This window comes from Ferdinandcohnia sp. QZ13 (assembly GCF_031324165.1).
Classification (GTDB): domain Bacteria; phylum Bacillota; class Bacilli; order Bacillales; family Bacillaceae_L; genus Ferdinandcohnia.
In genome coordinates, this window is the sequence record NZ_JAVIVW010000001.1 from 2,073,171 (window position 1) to 2,086,283 (window position 13,113).

Here is a 13,113-nt window from a genome sequence, read left to right on the forward strand (position 1 = left end):
TTCAAAACCAGCTTTCTATTTGTTTTTTAACTTTTCAAGTAAATAATTCGCCATTGATTCAGCAAATTGCGGATCATTAATATGTAAATCCAGTTCTATTAAATCAACAACATCTTTATTTAAGTGAGTACGGATGGATTCGAACAATGCTGCATTAGCTTCAGGCAAGTAAAAAGGCTGACCTTTTTGATCAATTGCACTTACCCCTTTTAGTGGAAAAAATATCGACGTTGGACTTGTCGTTTGATTTAACTTTTCCGCAATGATTTGACCTAGTTCGGCACATTCTTCAGGCGTCGTTCTCATCAAAGTCACGTTAGCATTATGTTTATAGAAGGTACGATCTGCGAATTTTTGAGGTATAGTTTCCATCGCGCCAAAGTTCACCATATCAAGCGCTCCACAGGATACCACTTGAGGGATTTTTTTCTGTACCGCTGCTTCAAGACGATTCCGACCGGCAGACATAACTCCGCCGACTAGCTCATCACACCATTCCGTTGTTGAAATATCAGCTACACCTTCAATGAACCCATCATGTATAAGCGCTTCCATCGATTGGCCGCCATTGCCAGTTGCATGAAAAACGAGTACTTCATAACCAGCGTCTTCTAATTTATTTCGAACATTTTCCACACAAGGTGTTGTAACTCCAAACATAGTTGTTGCAATTAACGGTTTATCTTTCACTTCGAGTATCGTTTGTTCCACCATCCCACAAAGAGCCCCAGCAGCATTTGCCAGAATTCGTCGTGAAATTCGATTTAGACCTGCGATATCAACGACAGAATTCATCATTGTAATATCTTTATCGCCAACATAAGGACGTACATCTCCTGAAGCAACTGTTGAAACAACGAGCTTAGGAAAACCGACAGGCAGGGCACGCATCGCATGAGTGATTACAGCTGTACCGCCAGAGCCACCCATTCCCATCACACCATGAATTTCATTATTCTCGCACAATTGTATGGCTATATTAGCAGCACCTTCTGACATAATATTCATAGCAAAACCTCTATCTCCTTGTTCACGCAATGCCACTAAACTGCTGCCACCAGCTTTGGCAACCTCTTCAGCATTTATCGTAGGTGTGACAGTTGGTTCTCCTACAATACCCGCATTAAGTAAAATAACTTCATGCCCTCTTTCGGAAATTAAGTCTCGTACATAAGCGTATTCAGCCCCCTTTGTATCTAGAGTACCAATTAACAAAATCGTCTTCCCCATAAAAAGTCCTCCCTCCTTAACTATTGGTAGCGTTTACAAAAAAATAAGAAACATAGAAACTTAACTTTGTGTTAAAAATCACTGAAATAGTATGAACATTTCCTACCTTAAGAAAAGGATACTCTTATTTTTTATTTAAAGACATGTATAATGGTAATGGTTTATATGTGTTTTTGTAATATTTCTTTGTCGTTCTACACATTTTGGTTCCCTTTTTCTTGGAATTCCCTTGGTGATGTTCCGACACTTTTCTTAAATACTTTACTAAAGTGAGCATAGTCTTTATAGCCAACCATCTCAGCAACTTCCACTAAGCGGAATTTTTTTTGTTTAATGATTTCCTTCGCTTTATTCATGCGGAAATTTGTTAGATAATCTCTGAAAGAACAGCCGACTTCTTTACCAAATAATTGACTTAAATAAGGTCTTGAAATATGTGAGACTTGCGCTAAATCAAATAACGAAATGCTGTGCATATAATTTTTCTTTATGTATTCTTTTACAAAACCGACGTAATCGTAGTGCTTTTTAACACCCTCCAGCATTTTTATTAAAAATTCGTCCGATTCCTTTGAACCCGTGTTTTTAAACTCTTCGATAAGGGAGGGTATCGCATTTTCAATCGGAATCCTTTCAAACGCCGACCCGCCGATATATCCCATTGTGCTCGTGTTATCATACATATACTTTAGGTCAGTAGGTGTGTAAACAGATCCGCCGTAAATCATTTTTATAACTTCTCGATCACTTTCCTGGTCACATGCTTCAAAAATTTCCTTCGTAAGTTGAACGCCTTCAACTAAGGTTAACACCTTTTTTGCGCCAAGCAGTCCCCCTTTTGTAAAGCCAAAATGGACACAAATAACATCAGCTCCGACATTTAGCATTTGAATGGCTTGCTCTTTATTAAAGACGAAAGCAATTGTAAATAGTCCCTTCTCATTAGCAATTTTTATTGCTTCAACTTCACGAGAATAAGAAATGTTCTCCTCTTCCAGCGCTTCTCCGAAAAGTCCGTCAATCATCCCTACAGACGGATAATTATTAATTCCGGCAAAACCAGAGGATTTTATTTTATTAATGAAGTTCTCTAAATCTATTAAAGGATCAGTTGCGCACAACCCCAAAATGACAGGGACGCTTTTGGCAATCGGGAGTATTTCCCTTGAGCCAAATTCCATCACTAAACTATTACAATTGGAAACTGGCAAAAAACCTGCTAAAGAACTCACCCCCATTTGTCTAAAACGACCAGAATTTAACGCCAAAATAAAATCAACGCCCCCATTAACAGCATGTTTTGCGGAAACTCCTGTCCCGGTTGCAATAGCAATAATATATTCCTTCTTTTTATTTTTATTTATTAGCTTTTGTTTTAATAGCGCTTTCATTTTTTCACCACTTTGTTTACATACAATTTTTGGAAAATGAATTAAAAGGCATGGGACCTGCCCACAAGTGAGGTAACGCTTTAGTACACTGGGGGGGCAGACCATTTAATTCTGCTAACATTGACCTGGAATATCTTCACCCTAACGTTCAAAAATATCGCTTATGATTTACTCTCCTCGTTACCTGTCGTGACTGTACCAAACGCCCACTCCATCGCGTTCGAAGGATACTTCTCGTTTTTAATAAACTCGATATCTTCTTGAGTTAAATCGTATTCAGAGTTTCTTTGTTTATCGACGGCACGATTCGTAAACTGTTTCTTTAAAAATTGGTGATAAAATTTCATAGTATCATGAACTTCGATACTATGAATAATCTGGATATGATCCCCGTATTGCTCTTTTAAGTTTACGATTTTCGTAGAAACGGACAGTTGCGTACTATAGGAAAACTTATAATAACCGTTTGGAATTTTAAAAATTATGATATTCCCGTTTACCGGAAGTCGGGCTTCTTCCTTTTGTTTTTGCCTTTCTTGTAATTCTCGTTTTCTTCGTTCAGCTTCTCGCTCCTTTCGTTCTTGAAGCCCTTTATTATATTTTTCGATATCTTCATCGTCGTAATGATTGACAAACTCTATTATTTCATGCGCTAATTCTTTCATCATTTTACGATTCCAGATAAAACCTTCGTTATCTTGGATACAAATCCCTTTTTCAGTATTGACTCCTAGCTCTACCATACCCATATGAGGAAATTCACCATATCCTCCCATTTGATAAGATTCTCTTTTCGCCCGTTTGATTCGTTCTATAAGGCTCATAGCCTCACGTTCTGCACGATTTAAAGCGTAGTAAAGTTCATCTAACTGGATCATGTATTTTTCATCTAAAGGTAACTTCTCACTTTCGACTAATAAGTTTAAAATACTATTTACTTCTTCGATTGTTTTACTGGTCGTTTGAGCTATATTTTCGACTGTCTTTCGATGATTTAAATTATTATTAAGGTTCGTTAAAAGTCCATTTAGCACTAAAAATTCGTCAATCGATAAATCATAGTTTTTGAAATTACGTGCAAGTAAAGTAATTACGTCGCCTATATAAATCATTTTTAATCCTCCGTATTTTCGTTTATAAGCTGGTATGATAGCAGACATATGCTTCCTTCATTAATTTGATTTCAGTAATATTTATCATAGGAACACGTACTTCCATAGTTATTAATTTGTCACGGAATTGCAAAATCCTCTATTAATCTACAAAAAATGATAAATAATTATTACAAAAATATGACATTAAAAATCCCTTTAGATCCTGTAAGATTTTAGGCTTTAGAAATCAGTGACTTCTGGAGATATTTTGCGCATGTTTTAAGTGTTATTTTGCACTCCAACTTTTAAAAAAGCTATATGCAAACTTATGTAAGCATGATAAAAGGCAGCTGTATTTGCTGCCTTTTTTAATGGTTAATAAAACCGTGTCCAAATCCATAGTTCCTTGACATGTATGGAATAATAACCCCGACTATTTCAAAATCAACTTCGCGACCGCTTCCACATGGCTTGAGTAGTGTTCGCAGACATATTGATGTAGTAGTGTTTACCTTTGAAATTTACCACCTTAATATTTTGATCTATTTTTTACGGATAGACAGTTCAATATTGGAACCAACATTATCTTCCATAAAATTTTTAAATAGAAAACTGTAGCAGAGAAATTACTCTGCTACTAGTAATTAATTTAAGCATTCTGAAATACTCCCGTTTCTTCTTCCTTCAAAATACTTTGACTTTGACGGTACTCTACTGCTTTCATAGTAGTTGTAAATTCAACTGTAGGATCGATTTCCTGAACTAGTTCTTGTAACTCATTCACATTGGTATAAAAGAATTCTTTCCTTAAGTTAATTTTATTAACTCGATTCTTATCTAATATCTGATGAAGTCTTTGTTCTAAATCTACTGCATTGTCACTAAATACCATGGCGTGTACATCAAACTTAAATGGTACTGATGCATCCCCCAATTCATCAATCCGGTCTAGAGGATTTAACCGTCTAGTCATTCCAATTTTAAATGTATTATCTCCAAAGGATCCTAAATTCGAAATCACATAAACATAACCAGCTTTTCCGTTCGCCCTTTTCACAATTTCTTCTTTTTGTTCTTCTAGTTGGTCAATTTGTCCCTGTAACTCTTCAAGTCTTGCTTGGAGTGCTGCAATTTTACCTTCATCAGTTTCTTTTTCTAACTGTTCTTTGTTTTTGGCCATTTCATTCAGGTATTTCTCTTCTTCTTTTTCAATCTTTTTGCGTTCTTGTTCTAGTAATTTCCGTTCCTCAGCTTCCTGGCGCATTTGCTCTTTAATTCGACGTTGTTCTTCTTTCTCTTTTTCCTTTTGAATATAATATTTATACTCAATTTGGATCGCATTTATAAAGAGTGGCTCTAGTTCTGATAGGAAACGTGTGACAGTAGGTAGGATGCTCGCATTCCCCTCTGCGCATATTGCTAAATATTTGTTAATAAGTGCTTTAGCGTTTTCCTCTGCTTTCTCTACATTTGAATAACTAAGAGTGTATAGTATGTTCTGTAGCTCAGCCTGTAGCCCAATAACCATCAGATTGTATATTGTTAGATTGGCCTTAGTTGTGTATCTAGATTGATAGGTTTTAAGTAGGTTTCTTATCAGCCTGTTATTGGCGGTCATATCCTGTCGAAGCAACTTAGAATCTTTATGATGAAGGTCTAAGCTTACAATTGTATCTAATACGCCTTCTTTAAGTGACTCTTCTAGGGTTTCTAATTCTTTTTGTATCTCTTCATAGTTGATAGCATTAGGAAACCTTTCAATTAAATTCTTAATTCCTAAGCTTTCTGTACTAAACTTCTTTGTGTTTTTTAACAGCTTAGCAAGTTCAGTCTGTTTAGTAGTCACTTTATCATCTAGATCTGATACACTGTCCTCAAGTACCTTTTTCTTTTCTGTGAGGTCACCTAGTTCCTTCTCAGTATTTGCAAGTAAATCTGAAGCTTTCTTCTTTGCTTGTGAAAGGATCTCTTCTCTTTCACCTTGCATACTTTTTTTAACCTCAAGTGTGATTTCTTCTATGAGTTTTTGTTTATCCTGTATTTTTACTTCAAGGTTCTTTAACTCCTGTTCTTTTACTGGTAGTACCTTATTTACTGCTAAGAGTTCTTTAATTTTCTTAAACATATTTACCTCCAAATAATTTCCATTTTATAAAATAACTATAAAAAATCTCTAATAATAATGTAATCTTTTACTTTTTCCCAAATTAATGTTTTATTTGCATTTCTATTTACTTATAACAATTTTTTATCGCCTTAACAATATCCATTTTATTGGAATTTTGTTTTGTTCCTCACTAATAGTATTAAGTTTTTTTAAACAAAATAAAGTAGGATGAAACTGTTATGGTTCATCCTAATGACATCGTGGGGTATTATGTTTCTTTATATGGTGTAAAAATAATCGAACTCAACATATACCTGCAATAATTGAGTTGTGGTAATGTGGTTTGTTTAGAACAATTAAATAATATTAACTAGGTAAAATGTATAAGAAAAGCAAATAACAATTTACTATTCTTCTATCTTTGTAGCTGCTACCAGTGCCAATGTTCCATTTATTTCTTCTTCAATTAGTAATTGGAGAACATCTTTATATAGTTGCTTTAAATGGTAGTCAGACAAATCGAGAATGGGTTCAAACATAAATGAATTAAGATGAATATTTTCAGGGGTCATTATATTCACTCTCTCAAGAACCTCTATACCTCTACTATCTTCAGGAAAACGTTTTTTATATTCCCCAAATAATTTACCTGTTTGATTTTTAGTAATGCTAGAAGTGAAATCAGTGTCATTAATTTTATTAATCATATGCAATTCTACATTCAATCTGATTGCAATTGATAATACCACTTTATTTTCAAGATTAGCTATTGATTCTGTTTCTGATTCAACAATTTGATCAGCAACTTCAAAAATCATATCATAAATTTTTTTATCGCCATTAACTAATGCTAAATCTTCTGAATCTTTGAAAATACTTTTATAAATTTCTTCTAAATCCTTAAAAGAAAGATCCCTTGTTAACTCTTTTAAATGTAGTATTGACGTCAACTTATTAAAGCTTTCATTATCTCCAATATACTCAGCAATATTCCTAGCAAATGTAACGGAAGCAATTAACTTTGTTCTATCTGAAAGATCACTTTTCCAATTTTTTAGTGGATTACTTATATATTTATATTTAAGTTTTTCTAACCTTATTTCATCTTGCTCCTTTATCGCCATATAAGACCCTAAATATTTGCCATTTCCACTAATTCTTTCTTGTACTGTTCTAAAAAAGTCAAAATTGTGGGTCAATATAATCGAAAAAAAGTTATTATGTTCGGAAACATCCTTTAAATATTCAATAATAGCGTATTTATTTTTATAGTCGAAAGAATCTGCAATGTCATCTACTATATACAGGGTTTTAATTTCTTGTTTTTTTCTAGACTCAATTTCAAAAATAATATTTAATAAATATAAAGTTCTCCTTTCTCCCTGACTTAACACTTTTATCAATAAATCCTCATCTACGTTATCAGAACGGTCCTGAAAATAGTACTCAACAGATGGTGCATCGTCCTTTAATATTGAGTCTTCCTTATTTTTTATTCCTAGCCTATATGGTACATAAAATCTTCTGTTAAAAATTTCGATAACATTCTCCCAATCTGTGACCTCATTTTTAGCTTTTTCTATGATTTCTTTTAATTGCTCCTGCCCTTTTTTGTATTCTAGTAAAAGACTTAAATATATGTCCTTATTTTCTTTTAAATATGAAGTCCATACTCTTTGCCTAAAATTATTTAGATCCTCTAATTCTGTTAAAATATCCTGATTTTCAAATAAATAATCTCTAAACTCTCTTAATTGGGCATTAGAAATTTTTTTATCAATATTATTAAAAATATTCTGCAATTTAACATCTTTTAATATCTCTTCCTTAGCACTGTTAAGAATTCTTAAGAATTCCGCTTGTGTTGTTATTTCTTGTTTCGTTCCGTTAATACTTAGATTGATAGAATGTTCTGCTTTAAAAAAACCGTTGTCTTTTAAATTTTTGTGAACTGTATTAGCATGATAGTGGGTAAATTCTTTTCTGAAAATTGGTGATTCCCTTATCAATTCATCATATTTCTCTATGTATTCTTTTATTTGATTTTTAATATCATCAGTTTCTAAAAATCCTACGACTTTATCATTAAATATTTTTTTAAAATCTAAATTACTAAATTGAGGTAAACTACTATCATTAACGGCTTCTTCAAATCGCTTTAAGACACTTATGAAATTCTTTTTATCTTCACTAAATGTCTCACAAAGTGCTTCTTCAATATTATTTTTAAGTCCTGATGAAATTTTTAAAGCACGAATTAGCTTTTCTTTTTCAATATCTATTTTTTCATGAATTTCTTCATATTGTTTTTTTAAAGCTTCATTAACTAATAAGGTCGATATCTTATTTGTTTTAAATGACTTTTCATAGGGTCTAATTACAAATACGCATTCAGGTATTACTTCTTCACCTAAATTATTTATTATTTTTCTTGTTGATTCTTTATAAGGATAAATAAGATCTTTTGATTCAACACCTTTACTATAATCATCGAATACATTTGCAAAAGAAGTTTTCATTACTCCATTTGGAGCATAAATTAATTGTGTTCTTTTATTACTTGAAAAGTCAAACTCATTCACAAGCCTATCAATTCCATAGCAGTTTCTAATATCTACGCTAATTTTATCCATTATAACCTCCTAATTACTATATTCGTTTATCATCTTTCTTCTAATTTCGACAAAATTGGATATATTTCCTATCTAATTTCAAAATTTATAATAATATAAAAACGTATAACATAGGTGTAGCTAAAACCGAGTAACACACTTATTAAAAATTAATTAAATCCAGTTTATGTATCGGCTCAAGATGAAATAGTTCAATTAAAAAAGCACCCCCTAAGGATGCCTATTCTAATCCTAATAAACTTTTAATTTGTAATTTAGCATATTCTTTCATCACCTCAAGCGGAACAGAGCTAAGTTCAAATCCTTTATCTTTTATACCTTCTATTGTTTTGCTCCAAATTGTATTATTTTTAATTGAATCAAGAAATTCATGTCCGTCCCATGTTAATGAAGCGATTATCCACATTGGTTGATTGCCTGCCCATTTAGTATGATTCTCTATAAAACCAGCTTGATCCAATATCTTTAAATGATAGGCAACTACTTCCCTATCCCACTCTTTTGGAATCGGGAGTTCTCTGCTGTCATCATTTTTTTCAATAATAAATAGCAAATCTCTTACTAAATCCATATCTCTTTCCATTTAACAAATCCTCTCCTTTACTTACTCCTTTCGACAAAAGGAGATATTTCCCTTCATTTTTACAGGAAATCCCTTTCTAGTGTTGAATCAGTAAATAGAGGGGAGGTGGTATAAATGAATATGGTTCCGGTCGTATCATCTAATTTAGTTGCCGTGGGATATGATTCTATTTCTTTAACCTTAAGGATAAGGTTTCATAATGCAACTTATGACTACTTTGATGTTCCTAGTAATATCCACCAAGGCCTTATGAATGCTGGCTCAAAAGGGAGTTACCATGCACGTTACATCAAAAATTCATATCGATATAGAAGAATTTAATCTTGATTAACAATAATTATTGCCGGTCCAGTGAATTTCCGTTCTCCTTGACCGGTAGCAATTTTTATTTTCTCATATGGCTCCACATTAATGTGTGTGATTCCTTCACGAGCAATTAGCTCCTTTGTTAACTCATTCGTTGAAAAGATCACTTTTCATCAGTCCTTTTTTATTTATTTTCTCTAAAATTAAATTTTTTATAATAAAAAAGTACTCCATAGGAATCAAAAAACTAACCTCTTAATACAAAATTTTTACTCTTATAGACTTTCCCAATACCATCTGTAAAAAATGTATACGTCTTAAACTTTTTTTCACCAATTTTAAGTAAATATTCCTCGATTGGCTTATAATCCAATGTATGCTCATATTATTCACCTGGATTGAGAATTTATTAACATTGTGGCAACCGTCCTTATAATCATCCTTTGGTTTCTACCGAATTGAATAGTTCCTTCTGATAATCCTTCTGATAAGTTTAGATACTATTAATTATTTCCCTTTCCAATCCATATATACTGTTTATTTTTTCAGCCTTATTATAGTTAGAATTTTTCTATCAATCATCGTATTCCTTTAATTAATGCTACAGGAATTCCTTTACAAAACGCTTTTTACTAGAAAGGTAATATGTACCGTCTTAGATAACTCGCTTTTAATCTGTTTTGGTTTGTTAAGAACAAAGCAAAAAATTGGTTCATATAATCCATGTAATAAGAACCTATGTATACTAAATAAGACCATGATTTTGCAATGTTTTTTTACAAATTCAGGGTTTTTTGACTTTTATTTTTTTGAAATAAATTTATTCACAAAATCGATAACACTTTGACAAATCCAGAATAAAATCCCAAGACTATTTCAACACTAGCCTTGCAACCGCTTCAACATGTGTGGAGTGTATGTGGCAACACAAGGGTGCTGGTGGGTTTATCGTAACTTTTTATGATTTTGACTAAATACTTTATTCATAAAAAGAGCGTTAAAATTATCCAATTATTTCCTCCTACATCTTTATACAAGACACTTCATACCGTTTAATAGGAGTAAACATTGGTCGACTCATAGGAAGTAAATAAAGACCACACATGTTTTGTTAGCCATTTTCTGAATAAGTAATGAGCAATGAATCCCATTCTTCTTTGGGTAGATAGATTAATAAACAGTTGGATTGGGATAATGCTCTTCCAACTACCCAAATGGATCCTATCTAAAAACGCCTCCACTATTATGTAGAGACGCTAATTTAGTTATTAATTTGAACAATGGTAGATCTAATTATAAGGTCATCCAGAATTTGTATTGATTTTGATATGTAAAACCACCGAACCCATCACGTTAGAATTCTAATATCTTTTCCAAATCATCTACACCTAATGTAATTACAGTGATTCTTTGGTTGTTAAACGAAATCAACCTGCTCAACTCATCCTCTAGTAGCCATAAAAAGCATCTTTTTTAATATTCTTTTTTGAAATACTATTATTTTGTAAGTAACTTGAGATTGAATCAACCATTGACTTTGGTCCTGCAATCATATATTGACCATTGTTCTGATAAAGATTAGAGAACTTATCTATCTCCTGATGTAATTTATCCCTAGAGTCAAGATACATTGTACTTATTGAGCCATTTATAGCATCAAGTTCATCTTTAAATATATAAGACTTTTCACTATCCATATAGAGTAGATGTATTGGCTTTTTATTACCATCTCCTTCTGCCTCAATTTGTTTTACGATGGAGCGAAACGGAGTAATTCCAATCCCTCCAGCAATAAGGATAGTAGGACGTTCATCGTTTACATTTAATGACCCTAAAGGTCCAGACATACCTATTGTCATTCCCTGTTTTAGTTCTACCATTGCCTTCTTAAAATCACTTGGGTTATCATTTATTTTCATTGTTAACCTGACAACATTTTCACTTGGAGCAGATGCTATTGTAAATGGTTTAGTAGGGTTTTTAATTTTTTTATGTGTAATACTAAACAAACCATGCTGACCTGCTTTCCAGGTTAAATCTTTCTCTTTTTCAAATACAAAGGTATATACATCTTTTGATTCTTTGTAACTTTCTATAAATACTAATTCTCTCTTTTTAAATACTGCAATCATATCTTGGAAAAAGCCCATTTCATTATCTCCTTTAAGCTTCTGAAGCCCTTATACAATGTCAAAGGACTACCTTATATTTTTCTATTTCCTCCAGAGAGTTGTACAGTTTGCCTTGTCCTTAATATTAAAATCAATCATTTTCTCAAGTAGTGTATAGTCTACCGGAGTTTTCCAAGGGATACGTATAATCTCCTTTGTGTATACATAACCAGCCTTTACAATATCATCTTCTACATGAGTAATTGTTACACTTTCAGGAGCAACAGCTATATGCTTTTTAGATACGCTAAAGCCAACAATGTATGTGCCATGGTTAGTAAACATTGGTTGATTCCATTTAATTTCTTTCTTTAAATTTGGATATTTATCTGTTATCCAATCAAATACTTCTTCCATTCTTTCTCTGTGGAAAGGGTCATCAATCCCAAAAATTCAGAAAAAACTTCCACGTTTCTCCTCCTAAGTCTTTTCTTTCAAAGGTTGTCTATGATTTCCTCTAACACCTTTTTAAGCTCTTCAATCTTATATGCCCAACCATACTTCGCACCATTGAACGCTTGAACATTCTCATTTTCAAATCCAGTTTGTTCAAGATGTAAATAGGTTGTTCCATTCTCTTCTTTTAATGTCCATGTGACTATAGTGTTTATCGGTCCACCTACCCATGTGTAAGATAGCTTATTAGGCTCGTCTACAATCAATACTTCACTATCCACGAGTAAATCTATTTCTTTATTTCGAAACTGACATTTATATCCTACAATTGGTTTAAAATTATTTTCCATTACCCATTTTGCAAGAGTATCTGAATTTGTTAATGCGTCCCATACCTTATTGATCGGACTTTTAAATTCAAAATCCAAAGATAAATCTGCCATTGTCTATTCCTCCAATATATTCTTTAGTAATATCGCTCTTTCATTCCAAAACTTTTCATAAAAGGATAACCAATCTTTCACTTCCTGTAAGGGAGCTGGATTCAGTCGGTACTTTGTTTCTCTACCAATTTTACGGTTAGTAACTAAATCTACTTCTTTTAGTATTGCCAAATGTTTAGAAACAGCAGTACGACCCATTTGAAAATGAGGAGTTAATTCATGAAGAGGCAACTCATCAGCACCAGCCAATAAACGTATTAATTTACGTCTAGTAGGATCTGCAATCGCTACAAAAACATCATGCTTTTGGTAAGTAGTGTTCAATATCCTCCACCCTCTTAAATAAAAACGACACTATTTGGTGTCCTAAATTATATGACACTAGATAGTGTCTAGTCAATATTTTAACTAAGAAAAATATGCTCCATGGAATCCTTCTAATTATTCTTTCTCATTTTCTATCTAAAAACACGCAGCTTTATCGATCAAATATCAGACTTTTAAATAAAGTAGATTCTTTTGATTTGAGGAACAATAAATTTATCAATTATCCCATTCTCAGGGAATGCGAAGAACGCAGCTCAATAAGTTTTAGAGAAGGTTGAATGATATTGGTGAGGGATAATACATAAAAAAGCACAAAATATAATGATATGGATTTATACAGTGAGGATACCCACTGGATTGGATAAGGGACGATTATACCGTTATTGGGTAAGGTGTTGGGGAATTATGAGTAAAGAAAAATATTTTTGAGTT

Annotated in this window: 12 protein-coding genes; 1 reads left to right on the forward strand and 11 read right to left on the reverse strand. The window is 32.6% G+C overall.

Going from position 1 to position 13,113, the window contains the following annotated elements; translation table 11 throughout:
• Nucleotides 1-15: 15 nt before the first annotated feature.
• From RGU12_RS10055 to RGU12_RS10080, 6 genes are all read right to left on the reverse strand, one after another.
• Entirely contained in the window at nucleotides 16-1,230 is a 1,215-nt protein-coding gene (locus RGU12_RS10055) for a Tm-1-like ATP-binding domain-containing protein (protein WP_309535961.1), read from the reverse strand.
• A 194-nt stretch (nucleotides 1,231-1,424) separates the two neighbouring features.
• Nucleotides 1,425-2,621 carry a phosphoenolpyruvate hydrolase family protein gene (locus tag RGU12_RS10060; protein WP_309535962.1) on the reverse strand — a complete coding sequence of 399 codons (1,197 nt, stop codon included), beginning with the start codon at nucleotides 2,619-2,621 and terminating at the stop codon, nucleotides 1,425-1,427.
• 161 nt (nucleotides 2,622-2,782) lie between these two features.
• Nucleotides 2,783-3,781, reverse strand: a complete 999-nt coding sequence (locus RGU12_RS10065) for a hypothetical protein (RefSeq protein ID WP_309535963.1) — start codon at nucleotides 3,779-3,781, stop codon at nucleotides 2,783-2,785.
• Nucleotides 3,782-4,364: 583 nt separating this feature from the next.
• Complete coding sequence (locus tag RGU12_RS10070; RefSeq protein WP_309535964.1) at nucleotides 4,365-5,840, reverse strand: GIY-YIG nuclease family protein; 1,476 nt, start codon at nucleotides 5,838-5,840, stop codon at nucleotides 4,365-4,367.
• A 389-nt stretch (nucleotides 5,841-6,229) separates the two neighbouring features.
• Complete coding sequence (locus tag RGU12_RS10075) at nucleotides 6,230-8,455, reverse strand: AAA family ATPase (RefSeq protein ID WP_309535965.1); 2,226 nt, start codon at nucleotides 8,453-8,455, stop codon at nucleotides 6,230-6,232.
• A gap of 220 nt (nucleotides 8,456-8,675) precedes the next feature.
• Nucleotides 8,676-9,038 (reverse strand): DUF2513 domain-containing protein, encoded by a 363-nt coding sequence (locus RGU12_RS10080; RefSeq protein WP_309535966.1) that lies wholly within the window; start codon nucleotides 9,036-9,038, stop codon nucleotides 8,676-8,678.
• A gap of 114 nt (nucleotides 9,039-9,152) precedes the next feature.
• Here RGU12_RS10080 and RGU12_RS10085 point away from each other — a divergent pair, with 114 nt between their 5' ends.
• Nucleotides 9,153-9,359: a KTSC domain-containing protein gene (locus tag RGU12_RS10085; protein ID WP_309535967.1), complete on the forward strand. Its 207-nt coding sequence runs from the start codon at nucleotides 9,153-9,155 to the stop codon at nucleotides 9,357-9,359.
• Here RGU12_RS10085 and RGU12_RS10090 read toward each other — a convergent pair.
• The 5 genes from RGU12_RS10090 to RGU12_RS10110 all read right to left on the reverse strand — a co-directional run bounded on the left by RGU12_RS10090 (nucleotide 9,356) and on the right by RGU12_RS10110 (nucleotide 12,678).
• The gene (locus tag RGU12_RS10090) at nucleotides 9,356-9,511 is read right to left on the reverse strand and encodes a BC1881 family protein (protein ID WP_309535968.1); all 156 of its coding nucleotides are present in this window, start codon (nucleotides 9,509-9,511) and stop codon (nucleotides 9,356-9,358) included. The genes RGU12_RS10085 and RGU12_RS10090 overlap by 4 nt on opposite strands.
• A 1,281-nt stretch (nucleotides 9,512-10,792) precedes the next feature.
• Entirely contained in the window at nucleotides 10,793-11,494 is a 702-nt protein-coding gene (locus RGU12_RS10095; RefSeq protein ID WP_309535969.1) for an FAD-dependent oxidoreductase, read from the reverse strand.
• A 63-nt stretch (nucleotides 11,495-11,557) separates the two neighbouring features.
• Nucleotides 11,558-11,872: an iron chaperone gene (locus RGU12_RS10100; protein WP_396232321.1), complete on the reverse strand. Its 315-nt coding sequence runs from the start codon at nucleotides 11,870-11,872 to the stop codon at nucleotides 11,558-11,560.
• A 77-nt stretch (nucleotides 11,873-11,949) separates the two neighbouring features.
• On the reverse strand, nucleotides 11,950-12,354 hold the full coding sequence (locus tag RGU12_RS10105; protein WP_309535970.1) for an SRPBCC family protein: 405 nt from the start codon (nucleotides 12,352-12,354) through the stop codon (nucleotides 11,950-11,952).
• A gap of 3 nt (nucleotides 12,355-12,357) precedes the next feature.
• A complete protein-coding gene (locus tag RGU12_RS10110) occupies nucleotides 12,358-12,678 on the reverse strand; it encodes an ArsR/SmtB family transcription factor (RefSeq protein WP_309535971.1) in 321 nt (106 codons plus the stop codon).
• Nucleotides 12,679-13,113 lie beyond the last annotated feature (435 nt).